The sequence below is a fragment of the Dongia soli genome (assembly GCF_034044715.1).
Lineage (GTDB): Bacteria > Pseudomonadota > Alphaproteobacteria > Dongiales > Dongiaceae > Dongia_B > Dongia_B soli.
The window spans coordinates 472,437-486,860 of sequence record NZ_JAXCLW010000003.1 but is presented as its reverse complement, the minus strand read 5'-3'; the positions used below and the strand labels follow the sequence as shown (position 1 = coordinate 486,860).

Annotated in this window: 14 protein-coding genes; 7 read left to right on the top strand and 7 right to left on the bottom strand. The window is 59.8% G+C overall.

Going from position 1 to position 14,424, the window contains the following annotated elements; all coding sequences use genetic code 11:
• Positions 1-154: 154 nt before the first annotated feature.
• The 3 genes from rplI to rpsF are packed head-to-tail and all read right to left on the bottom strand — an operon-like array spanning position 155 to position 1,480.
• A complete protein-coding gene (gene rplI / locus SMD27_RS14380) occupies positions 155-721 on the bottom strand; it encodes a 50S ribosomal protein L9 (protein WP_320509095.1) in 567 nt (188 codons plus the stop codon).
• Positions 722-734: 13 nt separating this feature from the next.
• A complete protein-coding gene (gene rpsR / locus SMD27_RS14375; protein ID WP_320509094.1) occupies positions 735-1,019 on the bottom strand; it encodes a 30S ribosomal protein S18 in 285 nt (94 codons plus the stop codon).
• Positions 1,016-1,480, bottom strand: coding sequence for a 30S ribosomal protein S6 (gene rpsF, locus SMD27_RS14370; RefSeq protein ID WP_320509093.1), 465 nt, complete (start codon positions 1,478-1,480; stop codon positions 1,016-1,018). The genes rpsR and rpsF overlap by 4 nt, the downstream gene beginning before the upstream one ends.
• A gap of 386 nt (positions 1,481-1,866) precedes the next feature.
• Here rpsF and fabD point away from each other — a divergent pair, with 386 nt between their 5' ends.
• The 5 genes from fabD (at position 1,867) to mltG (ending at position 6,608) form a co-directional block, all read left to right on the top strand.
• Positions 1,867-2,817 (top strand): ACP S-malonyltransferase, encoded by a 951-nt coding sequence (fabD, locus tag SMD27_RS14365; RefSeq protein WP_320509092.1) that lies wholly within the window; start codon positions 1,867-1,869, stop codon positions 2,815-2,817.
• 62 nt (positions 2,818-2,879) lie between these two features.
• Positions 2,880-3,617, top strand: coding sequence for a 3-oxoacyl-[acyl-carrier-protein] reductase (gene fabG / locus SMD27_RS14360; RefSeq protein WP_320509091.1), 738 nt, complete (start codon positions 2,880-2,882; stop codon positions 3,615-3,617).
• A gap of 309 nt (positions 3,618-3,926) precedes the next feature.
• Positions 3,927-4,163: an acyl carrier protein gene (locus SMD27_RS14355; protein ID WP_320509090.1), complete on the top strand. Its 237-nt coding sequence runs from the start codon at positions 3,927-3,929 to the stop codon at positions 4,161-4,163.
• A gap of 166 nt (positions 4,164-4,329) precedes the next feature.
• The gene (fabF, locus tag SMD27_RS14350; RefSeq protein WP_320509089.1) at positions 4,330-5,592 is read left to right on the top strand and encodes a beta-ketoacyl-ACP synthase II; all 1,263 of its coding nucleotides are present in this window, start codon (positions 4,330-4,332) and stop codon (positions 5,590-5,592) included.
• 26 nt (positions 5,593-5,618) lie between these two features.
• Entirely contained in the window at positions 5,619-6,608 is a 990-nt protein-coding gene (gene mltG, locus SMD27_RS14345; RefSeq protein ID WP_320509088.1) for an endolytic transglycosylase MltG, read from the top strand.
• A gap of 41 nt (positions 6,609-6,649) precedes the next feature.
• Here mltG and SMD27_RS14340 read toward each other — a convergent pair whose 3' ends face one another.
• Positions 6,650-7,411, bottom strand: coding sequence for an SDR family NAD(P)-dependent oxidoreductase (locus SMD27_RS14340; RefSeq protein WP_320509087.1), 762 nt, complete (start codon positions 7,409-7,411; stop codon positions 6,650-6,652).
• 159 nt (positions 7,412-7,570) lie between these two features.
• On the opposite strand from SMD27_RS14340, the gene SMD27_RS14335 reads away from it, so the two are divergent.
• Together SMD27_RS14335 and gmk are read left to right on the top strand one after the other, a co-directional pair.
• Entirely contained in the window at positions 7,571-8,458 is an 888-nt protein-coding gene (locus SMD27_RS14335; protein WP_320509086.1) for a YicC/YloC family endoribonuclease, read from the top strand.
• An 11-nt stretch (positions 8,459-8,469) separates the two neighbouring features.
• The gene (gmk, locus tag SMD27_RS14330; protein ID WP_320509085.1) at positions 8,470-9,132 is read left to right on the top strand and encodes a guanylate kinase; all 663 of its coding nucleotides are present in this window, start codon (positions 8,470-8,472) and stop codon (positions 9,130-9,132) included.
• Positions 9,133-9,158: 26 nt separating this feature from the next.
• On the opposite strand, the gene rsmA is transcribed toward gmk, so the two are convergent.
• Genes rsmA through lptD form a run of 3 tightly spaced genes read right to left on the bottom strand, consistent with a single transcriptional unit; the run spans position 9,159 to position 14,161 of the window.
• Positions 9,159-10,013, bottom strand: coding sequence for a 16S rRNA (adenine(1518)-N(6)/adenine(1519)-N(6))-dimethyltransferase RsmA (rsmA, locus tag SMD27_RS14325; protein WP_320509084.1), 855 nt, complete (start codon positions 10,011-10,013; stop codon positions 9,159-9,161).
• Between the two features lie 22 nt (positions 10,014-10,035).
• Positions 10,036-11,313: a peptidylprolyl isomerase gene (locus tag SMD27_RS14320; protein ID WP_320509083.1), complete on the bottom strand. Its 1,278-nt coding sequence runs from the start codon at positions 11,311-11,313 to the stop codon at positions 10,036-10,038.
• A 55-nt stretch (positions 11,314-11,368) separates the two neighbouring features.
• Positions 11,369-14,161, bottom strand: coding sequence for an LPS-assembly protein LptD (gene lptD / locus SMD27_RS14315; RefSeq protein ID WP_320509082.1), 2,793 nt, complete (start codon positions 14,159-14,161; stop codon positions 11,369-11,371).
• Between the last annotated feature and the right edge of the window lie 263 nt (positions 14,162-14,424).

Sequence of the window (14,424 nt, the reverse complement as noted above, 5' to 3'; positions counted from 1 at the left end):
TGGATTACGTGAATAACGATGATAAATCAAAAACTGCGATGACCGAATCGCCGCTTCTATCTTTATGAAGAGCAAAGAAAAACGGCCATCCCGTTGAGGATGGCCGTTCTTGCGACTCGGAGCTGCCGATAACCGTCGGCAGGTCGATTCGATGTTACGCCTCGGTCTGCGACTGGGCTTCCGCCGCTTCCGCCAGCAGCACATCGAGATCCGGCGTTTCGTCTTCGTCGGTCTTGATGACGAAGCCGCCGGCTTTCTCCTGCGCGGCCGCTTCGTCTTCAGACTTGGCGACATTGGCGGTCACGCTGACGACCACTTCCGGATGCAGCGCAACGCGCACCGGATGCAAGCCGAGGGTCTTGATCGGCTTATCCATGATCACCTGGCGGCGATCGATGGTGAAGCCGGCATTGGTAACACCTTCGGCGATATCGCGTGCGGCAACCGAACCGAACAGGATGCCGGTTTCGCTCGCCTGACGGATCAACACGATCTTCAAGCCTTCGACGCGGTCCTTGATGCCTTCCGCATCCTGGCGACGCTTCAGGTTGTTCGCTTCGATCTGAGCGCGCTGCTCTTCGAAACGCTTCTTGTTGCCTTCGGTCGCGCGCAGGGCCTTCTTCTGCGGCAGCAGGAAGTTGCGGGCGAAGCCCGGCTTCACATTCACCACATCGCCGATATGGCCCAGCTTTTCGACCCGTTCCAGCAGGATGACTTCCATGATGTCGTCCTCCTTACTTAATCACGTAGGGCAGCAGGCCGATGAAGCGGGCGCGCTTGATCGCCTGGGCGAGCAAACGCTGCTTCTTGGTCGAAACCGCGGTGATGCGGCTCGGCACGATCTTGCCGCGTTCGGAGATGAAGCGCTGGAGCAACTTCACGTCCTTGTAGTCGATCTTCGGCGCCTGGTCGCCCGAGAACGGGCAGGACTTGCGGCGACGGAAGAATGGGCGACGGCCACCGCCGGCGCCGCCGGAACGGCCGCCTTCGCGCGGCGCATCGGTACGATCGGCGCTCATTGGGCTTCTCCTTCACTCTGGGCTTCCTGCCGGTCGCGGGTCGGACGCAGGCGATCATCACGGTCACGATGACCACGATCGCCACGCGGGCCACGGTCGTCGCGGTCACCACGCGGACCACGATCGTCGCGATCACGGCCACGGCTCTGCAGCATGGCGGAAGGACCTTCCTCCAGCTCGTCGACCTTCACCGTCAGGTGGCGCAGCAGATCTTCATGGATGCGCATGTTGCGCTCCATCTCAATCACCGCCGCCGCCGGGGCGTCGATGTTGAGCAGAACATAATGGCCCTTGCGGTTCTTCTTGATCCGGTAGGAGAGGCTCTTCAGCCCCCAATATTCGCGCTTAGTCGCCTTGCCGCCTTGGGCTTCAAGGATTCCCACGAACTGATCGGTCAGGGCTTCCACCTGGGCGGCGGACACGTCCTGACGCGCAATAAAGATATTCTCGTAGAAAGGCATCTGTTGATGGCTCCCTCTGGCTGTTGCACGGTCCGGTGCTGGGGTTGGACTGCTCTGCCTCTACAGGCAAAACGGCGTGGCCACGTCAGCTTGCCGGGCCTAGCCGGCCTCATGGGGCATATCGCCTGTCTTGAACAGCCAAAGCTGCCCGCGACGGAGACCGGCAGGGTTGAGGCGGCGGACTATACACAGCGCCATCAGGAAAGCAAGGCGCCCTCCCGGATTTTCACCGGAAAGACGGGATATTGCCGGGAGATGCGCATGATTGACACTTTATCAGTGTGTATTCTGTGATGCCTTGACTTGCCCTGGATCGGCAGTATCTATGCCGGCCTGAATCGTTGCAGACCAGCGAAACCCATCATAACAAAGTGTCGGAGTGGTATATGGCGCGTGCTTTCGTGTTCCCGGGCCAGGGGTCTCAGGCAGTCGGCATGGGCCAGACCCTCGCCGAGGCCTTCCAGCCGGCGCGCCATGTGTTCCAGGAAGTTGACGACGCCCTCAGCCAGAAGCTGAGCCGCCTGATGTTCGAGGGGCCTGAAGCCGAGCTCACCCTGACGGAAAATGCCCAGCCCGCTCTGATGGCTGTCAGCATGGCCGTGCTGCGGACGCTCGAGAGCGAAGGTGGCTGGCGGTTGGCCGACAAGGCCGCCTACGTAGCTGGCCATTCGTTAGGTGAATATTCCGCGCTGGCGGCGGCCGGTAGTCTCAATCTGCAGGATGCGGCCCGGCTCCTGAAACAGCGCGGCCAAGCGATGCAAAAGGCCGTGCCGGTCGGCGTCGGCGCCATGGCTGCCTTATTAGGCCTGGACCTGGAGCAGGCTCAGGCAATCGCGGCGGAGGCGGCTGCCGCTACCGGCAAGGTTTGTGCCGCGGCGAACGACAACGCGCCGGGCCAGGTTGTGGTCTCCGGCCATAAGGAAGCGGTCGAAAAGGCTGTTGCCTTGGCGGCCGAGAAAGGCGCCAAACGAAGCGTTCTGTTGCCGGTTTCCGCACCATTCCATTGCCCGCTCATGCAGCCGGCGGCAGATGCTATGGCGGCAGCGCTGGAAACGGCCGAGATCGCCATGCCGGCGGTGCCGCTGATCGCCAATATCACCGCCAAAGCGGTGAGCGATCCGGCCACTATTCGCCGGCAGTTGGTGGAACAGGTGACCGGGACGGTGCGCTGGCGGGAATCGGTGATGACCATGAAGGATGCCGGCGTGCATCAAGTGGTCGAGCTCGGCGCCGGCAAAGTCTTGGCGGGGCTGATCAAGCGGATTGACAAGGACATCGACTCTCTCTCGGTGGGCCAGCCGGCCGATATCGAATCGGCGTTGAAGATTCTCGGCTGAGACCTTCGTCTCGCCGACGCGGAAATCCGAACCTCAAGACAACTCAAGAGCGGGAAGAGCAAATGTTCGATCTGACGGGTAAAACGGCGCTGGTGACCGGGGCTTCGGGTGGCATCGGCGGCGCCATCGCGAAGGCGCTTCATGCCCAGGGTGCCAAGGTGGCCTTGTCCGGTACGCGTCGTGAGGCACTGGAAAAGGTGGCGGCCGAGCTTGGCGAGGGCACTGTGATTCTGCCCTGCGATCTCGGGGATCCGGCGGCCACGGAAGAACTGGTTAAGCAAACCGAAGCGGCCCTGGGACAGCTTGATGTTCTTGTCAACAATGCCGGCTTGACCCGCGACATGCTGGCCATGCGGTTGAAGGACGAGGATTGGCAAAAGGTGCTGGACGTCAATCTGACGGCAACCTTCCGGCTGTCTCGGGCCGCGATCAAAGGCATGATAAAGCGCCGCTGGGGCCGCATCATCGGCATTACCTCGATCGTTGGCGTGACGGGCAATGCCGGCCAGGCGAATTATGCGGCGGCGAAAGCTGGTATGATCGGGATGTCAAAATCGCTGGCCCAGGAAGTGGCGTCGCGCGGCATCACCGTGAATTGCATCGCCCCTGGCTTCATCGAAACCGCGATGACCGACGTCCTGAACGAGGATCAGAAAACCCGGATGCTGGCGGCCATCCCGGCCGGACGCCTGGGTCAAGGCGATGATATCGCCGCCGCGACCGTCTATTTGGCCAGCGCAGAAGCCGCTTACATCACCGGTCAAACGCTCCACGTGAATGGCGGCATGGCTATGATTTGATGGGCTTTTCGCCCATTATCCGGCGTCTGGTCAAAGCCGGGTAACTGTGTTAAGTGACCCCCGAAGCGCTTGGAAGCCGTCATATTCGCACCTAAATAGAGCAGGTGCCGAAGGCCGGCAGCCAGGAATGGGCCGGCCCTATCTTTCATCGCTGCCAGCAGTTATGAAAGATAGGGCTTGCCAGGGAGTAGCGAACGGCGATGTCATCTGGGTGACGTCACCAAAGTATAGAAGATTGGGCTGCTAAAGGATTGATTCGAAAACCGTTGGAACAATCCGATTGGGGCCAGAACATCGAGGAAAGAAAAGATGAGCGACATTGCCGAACGGGTGAAGAAGATTGTGATCGAACATCTCGGCGTTGACGAGGCGAAGGTCACCGAGACCGCCAATTTCATCGACGATCTGGGCGCGGACAGCCTGGATACGGTCGAGCTGGTGATGGCGTTCGAAGAGGAATTCGGTTGCGAAATTCCGGACGATGCGGCCGAGAAGATTCAGACCGTCAAGGACGCGATCGATTTCATTAAGTCGAAGGCCTCCTGAGGCTGACTGCATAAGGCTGCCCGGTCGACGTCGCCCAGCGAATTTCTTGCGAATTGGTCGGGGTGATCCGGTTTTAGGTAGCAACTGCATCGTAAGGCGGGCGGCCAAGTGCCGTGCCGCCCATGCGATTTTGAAGATTTGTGCCATTTAGGACTGAAGGATTGTCATGCGCCGAGTCGTCGTAACCGGAATGGGCATCATCTCGCCGTTGGGCGTGGGGGTGGAACATGTCTGGAAGCGCCTGCTGAATGCGGAATCGGGAATCAGCGGCATCCAGTCCTGCGACGTATCTGATCTGCCTTGTAAAATTGCCGGTCAGGTTCCGCGGGGCGATACCTCCTCAGGCAAGTTCAATGCCGACGATTTCGTCTCGCCCAAAGACCAAAAGAAGATGGATCCGTTCATCATCATGGCGATGGCGGCGGCGGAAGAGGCGGTGAAGGATGCCGGCTGGGTAGCGGAGACCGAAGAGGACCGGGACCGTACCGGTGTGATCATCGGCTCGGGTATCGGCGGCCTGCAAGGCATCTATGAAGCGTCGCTGATTCTGGCGGAGAAGGGACCACGGCGCATCAGCCCGTTCTTCATTCCCTCCTGCCTGATCAATCTGGCCTCCGGTCATGTTTCGATCAAATATGGTTTCAAGGGACCGAACCATTCGGTGGTGACGGCCTGTGCGACCGGCAGCCACGCGATTGGCGATGCCGCCCGTATGATCGCCTTCGACGATGCCGATGTGATGGTCGCCGGCGGCGCAGAATCGACGATCTGCCGAATCGGCGTTGCCGGCTTTGCCGCTGCGCGCGCCTTGTCCACCGCCTATAACGACACGCCGACCGAGGCATCCCGTCCCTGGGACAAGGGTCGTGATGGCTTCGTCATGGGCGAAGGCGCCGGTGTCCTGGTGCTGGAAGAATACGAACACGCCAAGAAACGCGGTGCGAAGATCTACGCCGAACTGGTCGGCTATGGGCTCAGCGGCGACGCTTATCACATCACCGCGCCGTCGGAAGACGGCAATGGCGGCTATCGGGCCATGCAGGCGGCGCTCAAGCGCGCGAAGATGTCGGTCGAAGATATCGATTACATCAATGCCCATGGCACCTCGACGCCGCTCGGCGACGAAATCGAACTGGGCGCCGTCAAGCGGCTGTTCGGCGCGCATGCCTATAAGGTGACCATGTCCTCGACGAAATCAGCGATCGGCCATTTGCTGGGCGCGGCGGGGGCGGTCGAGGCGATTTTCTCGATCCTCGCCCTGCGTGATCAGGTGGCGCCGCCGACACTCAATCTCAACGATCCGTCGGAAGGCTGCGATATCGACCTGGCGCCGAAACAGGCGAAGGAGCGGCCGATCCGAGCCGCGCTCTCAAATTCCTTCGGCTTTGGCGGCACCAATGCCAGCCTGATCTTCATCGGGCCGAACTGAAGTCGTTTTTGACGGGCGGCAAATGAATGGTGCGGCGGCCCTATATCATCCTGGCCGGTGTCGTTGCCTTGGTGGTTGCCGGCGCTATTGGCGCCGGCAGTTACGGCTGGCACGCCTTCAATAGCGCCGGGCCATCGCGGCAGGAGACCACCGTCGTCATTCCCAAAGGCATTGGCATTGCCGGCATCGCCGATCTGCTGAACAAAAGCGGTGTGATCGACAATGAGCTCATTTTCAAGCTCGGGGTCAAGCTGAGCTCCGAGGGCAAGTCCTTACGCGCCGGTGAATATGCTTTTCCACCGGGGGTGAGCCAGCACGCCGCGATACGTCTAATGATCGAGGGTAAAGCGGTTCAGCATAAGATCACCATTCCCGAAGGCCTGACTTCCGCGGAAATCTATGACCTGCTGATGGCGACACCGATATTGGATGGCGCACTCGCCAATCCGCCGGCGGAAGGTACATTGCTACCGGAAACCTACCAATATCTGCGGGGCGAAAGCCGCGCTGCGTTGGTCGATCGCATGCGGCGTGACATGACGACGACGCTCGAAAAGCTCTGGGCCGATCGCGACAAGAGCATCCCGCTCAGCAAATCCGATGAAGCGGTTGTTCTGGCATCGGTGGTGGAAAAGGAAACAGGCAAGCCGGAAGAGCGGCCCCGCATCGCCGCCGTCTTTTATAACCGGCTGAAGAAGAACATGCCGTTGCAATCCGATCCGACAGTCATCTTCGCGATCACCAACGGGAAGAAGCGGCTCGATCGGTCGCTGACTTATGACGATTTGAAAACCGACAGCCCGTACAACACTTATCTCAATCTCGGCTTGCCGCCGACGCCGATTGCCAATCCCGGTATCGAGGCCTTGAAGGCTGTCTTGCATCCGATCAAGAGCAAGGACCTCTATTTCGTCGCCGACGGTACCGGGGGCCATGCCTTTGCCGAAACGCTCGACGAGCACAACAAGAATGTCGCTCAGTGGCGCAAGGTGCAGAAAGCCGCGACGGGCAACTGAGCATCTATTCGGTCCGTCTCGATCCGCCCCATCTCCGTCTATCATCTTTTCTTCGGCAACCGCCTCAATAGCGGATCGGTCAGTGCGGGATGAAGTGTTCCCAGCAGCCAGGCGATCATCGTCATCGGCCAGGGAAAAGCAATGCGAGCCCGGTTCCTTGCCAAGCCGTCGCGGATGATACTGGCAGCTCTTTGCGCCGACATCAGGAAGGGCATGGTAAAATCATTTGCATCGGTCATCGGACTTTTGACATAGCCGGGCATAATGACATTGACGGCCACTCCATGCGGCGCGAGTTGGCCGCGCAGCGCTTCACCCCATATTTTTACCGCCGCTTTGCTGGCACAATAGGCGGGTGCGCTCGGAAAGCCACGATGCGCAGCGAGCGATGCCATCAGCGCAATTTGGCCGCGACGCCGGGCTTCCATAAGTGGCAACACGGGCAAGACGGTGTTCAGGACGCCGTCGACATTAGCGGCGAAAATAGCGCGGACCTGTGCCTCGCTCTCGCTGCCACCATAGGTGCCGCCGGAAATACCTGCATTCGCAATAACGAGATCCAGCGGTGCGGTCTTGTCGATTCGGACCATCCAGTCCGCCATCGCCACCGGGTCTGTAATGTCCAGCACAGCCGCCTCAACCTCGGCACCGACATCTCGGCAATGATCCGCCACCGCCGACAGCCGCTCGGCGGAGCGGCCGGCGAGGGATAGGCGCCGGCCAGGCGCGGCATATGCGGCTGCCAAGGCCGCGCCAAGGCCGGAACTGGCGCCGGTGATCAGAATATGCCGTGGATCGAGCATGATTTTTGTTCCCCGATGGCCGATCTTGGGCGCCTTCATGGGCCCAGTGCGATCGCTTGCCAGTATGACCGCCATCGCCGATGATAGCGCCGTCTAACCATGAGTCGCATATTGCCGCAAATTCAGGTCGCGGCAACCGCAGTGAGCAGGAGGGGTTACGTGGCGATCGCCAGCATGACCGGATTTGCCCGTATGGACGGGGCAATTGAGGACTTCTCCTGGACCTGGGAGTTGAAGAGCGTCAACGGCCGAAATCTCGATATCCGCTGCCGCGTGCCCGCAAGCTTCGAAAGTTTGGAGCCGATCATCCGCAGCGCGGCAGGGGAACTGCTGAAGCGCGGCAATGTGAATGTCTCGCTGTCGGTTGACGACCACGCGCGGACGGGCAGCTTTCGTATCAACGAGGCGGCGCTGTCGCAGATCGAGGCATTGATGCGCGATCTCGCTCCCCGGCTAAATGCGGCGCCGCCGCGCCTCGATGGTTTATTGGCTCTACGCGGCGTGCTGGAGATCGAGGATGCGGCGCTGGCTCCCGAGGTCGCCGAGCAACGCCTGCAGGCGTTGCAACAAAGTCTTGCCGCGGCTTTGCAACAGCTTCATGAAATGCGCCGCATTGAAGGTCAGCGTCTAAGCGATCTGATCCTCGGGCATCTTGACGAGATCGAGCGCCTGCGCAGTGCCGCTGCCAAGATCGCGGTCACCCAGCCGGAACTGCTGCGCAAGCGCCTGACCGAGCAATTGTCTACGCTGCTGGCCACCCAAGTGCCGCTAAGCGAGGAGCGGCTGGCACAGGAAGTCCTGTTGCTGGTCGCAAAAGCCGATATCCGGGAAGAACTCGATCGGCTGGCGGCACATGTCGCCGCCGCCCGAGTGCTGATCGCTAGCGGCGGCCCTGTTGGCCGCAAGCTGGATTTCCTTTGCCAGGAGTTCAATAGAGAGGCAAATACACTCTGCTCAAAAGCCTCGGAGCTGGCCTTGACCAATATCGGGATCGATTTGAAGGCCGCGATCGAGCAATTGCGCGAGCAGATTCAGAATATAGAGTAACGGGTATAGGCATGACCGAAACGGCCGGATCAGAGGGTGGATTTATCGAGGTGCATCGACGCGGCCTGATGCTGGTGTTGTCCTCGCCATCGGGCGCCGGGAAAACCACGATATCAAGACGGCTGCTGAGCCTGGAACCCAGTCTAACGCTGTCGGTTTCTGCCACCACCCGGCCTAAGCGCCGGGGCGAAGTGGCTGGGGTGGATTATCATTTCGTCGATCCGACGGAATTCAACCTGATGATCAATCGGGGTGAGTTTCTGGAATATGCGAAGGTCTTCGACAATTACTACGGTACGCCCCGCAAAGCGGTAGAAGAGATCCTCGGCAGAGGCTCGGATGTTCTTTTCGACATCGACTGGCAGGGAACCCAGCAACTCGCGCAGGCTGCGCGCGACGATCTGGTCAGCGTCTTCATCCTGCCGCCGTCAACCCGCGAGTTGGAACAACGTCTGAGAGCCCGAGCACAGGACAGCGCTGAAGTGGTGGCGCATCGCATGTCGAAGGCTGCGGACGAGATGAGCCATTGGGCGGAATACGATTACATCATCATCAATGAGAATATCGATCTAAGTGTCGCCCGGGTGCAGGCGATCCTGACGGCGGAAAGATTGAAGCGCCAGCGCCAGATCGGTCTCGCGCAATTCGTCAAAGGGCTGCGTGACGGGCAGTGACCCTTGCCATTGGCGATGAGCCAACTCTAGCCGGGCCGCCGATCCCTTACGCCTCCTTCCAGCCGCCGCGCGAGAGCGCAGAATTGCTCGACGGTCAGTTCCTCGGCTCGCGCAGTTGGTGGAATTGACAGCTCCGTCAAAACAGCTTCCGCTTCTCCGAAGAGGCTCCGCAAGGATTGACGCAACATCTTGCGGCGTTGTCCGAAGGCAGCTTGGGTCACACGCTCAAGATCAGCCAATCGGGCGGGATAGGCTGGGCTGGGCCTTGGCATGATCTGGACAATGCTGGACGTGACTTTGGGTGGTGGCGTGAAGGCGCGTGGCGGCACATCGAACAAGCGGCGCGGTTCCGAAAGCCATTGCGTCAGCACGCTCAGGCGTCCGTAATCCTTGGTGCGCGGCTTGGCCACCAATCGTTCCACCACTTCCTTCTGAAACATCAGCGTCATCGATTGAAAGGCTGTGGCTTGCGTGAGCCATCCGATCAGCAGCGGTGTGGCGATATTATAAGGAAGATTTGCCACGATGCGCCTGGGCGATGGGCCGAGCTTGGCGACATCCGTCGCCAAAGCGTCCCCGGCAATGATGCGCAGTCGGCGAGGATAGGCACGCGCAATCTCTTCCAGGGCAGCAAGGCATCGATCATCGCGTTCAACAACAATGACTTCCTTCGCGCCATGCAGCAGAAGCGCGCGGGTCAAGCCGCCCGGGCCAGGGCCGATCTCAATGACGCTGCCGGTCGTCAGATCGCCGGCGGCCCGGGCGATGCGGCCGGTGAGATTTAGATCGAGCAGAAAATTCTGTCCCAGCGACTTCTTTGCCGCGAGATCATATTTGGCAATGACATCCCGGAGTGGCGGCAGGGCGTCCGGTTCGCTCATGGCAGAAAGCGATCTTCGACGATCACATGCGGACCTCGACGACTGCCGCGCGTCTCAGGTCGCTGAGGTAACCGCGTGCCAGTGTCTCCATCCGCTGACGGCCCAGGCGATCGGCGATCGCCACGCGCGACAATCCCTGATCGCCGCCCTGACGCGCACAGATCACATAAATGCCGACGCCTTGGCCGGTCCGGATTGGGGCGGTCGGGACGCCGATCGGCTGGTTGATCGCGGCGGCCTGAATTTCCGGCGCCAAATTGGTTGTCGATACGGTGCCAAGGTCGCTATAGACCGCCGTCGCGGCGCCGGCCGCAGCGCTCTGCACCCCATCGCAGCTCTGTATCTTGGACGCAACCTCACGCGCCTGATCATTGGCCTTGCTGATTTCGCTCTCGGCAGCATTCGCCGGCATTGACCAGAGCACGCGTTTCAGCGAAACGGTGCCGGCACTTTCCACCGCACTGGCGGCCGGACGCACGGCCCGCACAATCGCCAGGTAATAGCCGCCGATGCCGCGCACCGGCCCGATCAGCTGATTTGGCGGCGTGCTCTGCACCAGACTGGTGAGAGCCGGCTCCATTTGATCCAAGCGCACCCAGCCCTGGTCACCGCCCTGATCGGCGGATTGATCTTGCGAAAATTGGGCCGCCAGCGAGCCGAAATCGGCTCCTTCATTTAACTGATCGGCCAATCGCTGAGCCGAGGCGGCAACGGAACTGTCTTGGCTGGGATTGTCTACCGCCAGGAAGATTTCTTGCAGCCGGTATTCGGACTGGCCTTGCGTCGCCTTAATGCGGGCAATCTCGTCATTGATTTCTTCTTCGGTAATGTTGACCGAGGAGCGCAGCTTGGTCTGAACCACGCGCACCCAGCCGATATCTGCCCGTATCTGATCGGAAATGGCAGACAGGAGGATACCGCTTGAGCTGAGCTGTTCTTGCAACTGTTCGCGCGTCAAGCCGTTGCGTTGCGCGATGCGGTCGATTTCCCGGTCCACTTCTTCATCGGAGACTTCGATCTTCTCTTTCTTAGCTTCCTGACGCTTCAGATGTTCGTCAATCAATTGCCGAAGAACCTGCGGCAACAATCGCTGCTGCACCTCGGGCGTATTCGGCAGTTTGGCGGAAACCATGGCAATACGCATGCGCATGACCAGGTCCAGCTGCGTAATGATCTCGTCATTGACGACAGCAGCGATCTTCAATTCATCCTGTGCCGCTGCTGGCTGGATAGAGGCTATGCTGCAACCGATCAGCAATGCCGCAAGGGCGTTGCGCCAGAAACGTTTCGAGATCATCATTTTCGTGGATCCATGTAATCTACACTGCGCTTGCCATCATCCGATTCAATCCGATTTAGGTCCCGGACTTCAAGCTACCTATGTTCTTGAAGGTGATGGAGAAGAAGGTGGTGAATGAGCTGTCGCTATCCTCCGAACCGCCGCCCGGCTGATAATATGCGGCGAGCGACAATCCGAAGCATTCATCGAGATATTTGAGCAGACCACCAACCTGTGTGATCTCAGTCTGTTCGATGTCGTAGACGCTACTCACACCGAGCGTCCAATATTGGGCGAACTGGCTGCTCAGATAGGCGCCCACAAATTCGCGGCTATTCGAGTTGTTGTCGTTGTTATCGATTTCCAGGTCGATATCCTGGCTCTTATCCAATTGGATATAGCTCAGGTTCAAATGAAGGACATTTGGTCCCATACCGACCAGAGCTTCCTGGCGCTTCAATTTCGGCTCGCTGACATTCAACCGGAACCGGTAGCTCAAATCGAGATACTGATTGGGGATCACCGCCAGTCGGCCAACCACGTCCGTGAGATCTTCATCGATACCGGTGCCGCTGAGATCCTGGTCGCGATCGCCTTTGGTAAACTGATAGCTCTGTCCCAGAAACGCGTTGGCTTGACCGCCGCTATTCAGATAGCCGGACCAGTTCAGGCCGTAAGTCGCGCGCGAACCGGTGTCGTAGCGGTCCAATCCGACGAAACGATCTGCCGAGAACAGGCGCGTATCGTCAAGGTCGAAGAACCGGCTGTCCTCATTGGAGATCTTGCTTGAATTGCCCCAGGTCGGCGCACCGACGAACTGGATCATCGGTTCGATCACTTGGGAGAAGGTCTCGCCGGGCCGTACGAAGGGATAGCGCCAAGTGAGGTCCGCCTTCGGCACGAGGCGGCCCCGCCATCCGCTGAAGGAAGAATCCGACGCAAACGGGTCGTCGTCATTGGGATTAACATCATTCACCCCATAGAGCGCGCCTTCCAGCGACAGGGTCAGCTTATAGATGTCGCCGAGCGGACTGGTATAAGGCAGCGTGAAAGACGGCGAGAGAGCCATCCGGAATTGGCCGGTCTTGTCATCCCGGCGCACGATGTTCATCGTGTCGAAATCCAGCGCCCAGGTCGAATCCATCCAGCCCGGTTCGCTGAGGAAATTGTAATCGAGCTTTGGCGTCACGAAGGGAGCATCGGAGCTCTTCAGGTTGCGCTTGGTGCTCTGGAAAGCGAAAGCCTCGGCCGAGGCATAGGAACGGCCGAAAAAGCCTTCGGCAAACATCTGGTCCTGCAGCCAGCGGCTCGATCCCAGATGGTAATGGCGCAGATAATCCTTGTCCGTCGTATTCTTGAAATTGAAGCCGGCGCGCCAGTCATCGTTCAGGTCGAATTGGCCCTCGCCTTCGATATGACCGCGGAAGTCGCGCTTGATGGTCTTGCTTTCATCTGAATCGGCCGGCCGGTCTTCGACCGTCATCGAGCCGCCCAATGAAAACTTGCCGTCCTCGATGCGCTGGCGGTATTGCAACATGCCGACGGCGCCGGGATCTTCCTCGGGCTTGCCGCCATAGCGGAAGATCGGCGTCAAGGTGATGTCCTTATCCGGCCCGATCGTTTGGAAATAAGACTGGCGATACTGGAAGCCGCCTTTGCTGGAATAGGACATGCCCGGAGTTAGCAGGCCGGATTGACGGTCAACCCCGATATCCGGGTGCCGGAACCAGGGCGTGTAAAAGACCGGAACGCCCCACATTTCCATCCAGGCATCGTGATAGGTCAGGGTCTGTGCCTCCTCGTCACGCTCGACTTTACGCGCCTTGATCTGCCAGAGCGGGACGCGGGTCGGGTCTTCCTTGCAGGGCAGGCAGGGTGTATAGACCGCTTTGTCCAATTGCATATGCGTGTCGTCGATCTTCGTGGCCTTGTTGGCGGCGAGACGTGACTTGTCCGCCATCAGGGCGCGAAAACCTTCGAAGGCGCCGTTGCTGAAATCGTCGCTGATGTCGACATAATCACCGAACATGGTATCGCCTGTCGGCTCGAGTACCGCCACATTGCCCGAGGCGGTGATACGCTTGGTGCGCTCGTTATAAGCAACGGTATCGGCCAACGCGATCTTGTCGCCGCGGCGAATTTGGACATGACCACGCGCTACATAAACGCCCAGTTCCTCATCATATCCGGCCTCATCGGCAATCAAATTGACCGGTAGATCGTTTTGCGCCTGTTTGCCCGGGGTGCCGCCTTGCGGTGTCGGCGGGGTGGCGGCGGCAAGCTGAGCTGCCGCCAGTCTAGCCGCTGCAGTTTCGTGATCTGCCTTCTGACGATCCTCGCTTGTCTCTGCCACGGGCAGGGCAGGCGAAGCGGGCGATGCCACCGGCCCCGCCGCCTGTTCCGGGTCAGGGCTGGGTGATGTCGGCATCTGCGACGCGACACTCTCGGCCGGCGATGCGATGTCATTGCCCGTGACTGGGATCAGCGCCATGCCTGTTGTCGGCTGATCGGCCGAAGCCGCTGCAGTGGCACCACTGTCTGCCGATGTAGCGGTCTCAGTCTCCGCCGCTGCCTGGGCCTGGCGCCGAGCTTGCCAGATGGGACGGTTCCGCTCGACCCACGCTTTCAGACGGGCTGTTCTTTTCGCCGCGTCGTTGCTGTCGGAGGCTGCATCGATCTGGCTCTCGCCCCCTGCCGCAAGCTGGGTCGAGATTGCTGCTGGTTCGGCAGTTGCTGCCGGGGAAGCCGCATCGTCCTTGCCGCCGGCAAAGGCCGGTTTCGCGGCGCCATCGAGGCCGAGGCATAGCGCACTTGCGGACAAACCAAGCACAAGGCCGGTCAGAATATTGCCGGTTAGCCAAGACCGCATCGAACTCTTGTCCTTATTCCCTATCGGCAAAGCCCCAACTGGCCCGGACGGACCCTGTCAGGTTTCCCCTTCATTCCGGTGCGACGGGATTGTCTGCGCGTGCTGGCACTACCCCCATCTCGATCGCGCTAAAGTACCATTTTGCGCCAATTCGTCTACTGATTTCATAGCGTTACGGGCGATTCGTACCGCTCTGTGACAGATCGCACCGGGGATGACGGATCGCCGCGGACTATGCTATTGCTTGGCTCAATTCCCGGTTA

What these genes read in the sequence shown, in the direction of transcription:
- fabD (WP_320509092.1), top strand. Translation starts at nt 1,867, where the DNA reads ATGGCGCGTGCTTTCGTGTTCCCGGGCCAGGGGTCTCAGGCAGTCGGC.
- mltG (WP_320509088.1), top strand. Translation starts at nt 5,619, where the DNA reads ATGGTGCGGCGGCCCTATATCATCCTGGCCGGTGTCGTTGCCTTGGTG.
- rsmA (WP_320509084.1), bottom strand. Translation starts at nt 10,013, where the DNA reads ATGAGCGAACCGGACGCCCTGCCGCCACTCCGGGATGTCATTGCCAAA.
- fabF (WP_320509089.1), top strand. Translation starts at nt 4,330, where the DNA reads ATGCGCCGAGTCGTCGTAACCGGAATGGGCATCATCTCGCCGTTGGGC.
- SMD27_RS14340 (WP_320509087.1), bottom strand. Translation starts at nt 7,411, where the DNA reads ATGCTCGATCCACGGCATATTCTGATCACCGGCGCCAGTTCCGGCCTT.
- lptD (WP_320509082.1), bottom strand. Translation starts at nt 14,161, where the DNA reads ATGCGGTCTTGGCTAACCGGCAATATTCTGACCGGCCTTGTGCTTGGT.
- SMD27_RS14355 (WP_320509090.1), top strand. Translation starts at nt 3,927, where the DNA reads ATGAGCGACATTGCCGAACGGGTGAAGAAGATTGTGATCGAACATCTC.
- gmk (WP_320509085.1), top strand. Translation starts at nt 8,470, where the DNA reads ATGACCGAAACGGCCGGATCAGAGGGTGGATTTATCGAGGTGCATCGA.
- SMD27_RS14320 (WP_320509083.1), bottom strand. Translation starts at nt 11,313, where the DNA reads ATGATGATCTCGAAACGTTTCTGGCGCAACGCCCTTGCGGCATTGCTG.
- rpsR (WP_320509094.1), bottom strand. Translation starts at nt 1,019, where the DNA reads ATGAGCGCCGATCGTACCGATGCGCCGCGCGAAGGCGGCCGTTCCGGC.
- fabG (WP_320509091.1), top strand. Translation starts at nt 2,880, where the DNA reads ATGTTCGATCTGACGGGTAAAACGGCGCTGGTGACCGGGGCTTCGGGT.
- rplI (WP_320509095.1), bottom strand. Translation starts at nt 721, where the DNA reads ATGGAAGTCATCCTGCTGGAACGGGTCGAAAAGCTGGGCCATATCGGC.
- rpsF (WP_320509093.1), bottom strand. Translation starts at nt 1,480, where the DNA reads ATGCCTTTCTACGAGAATATCTTTATTGCGCGTCAGGACGTGTCCGCC.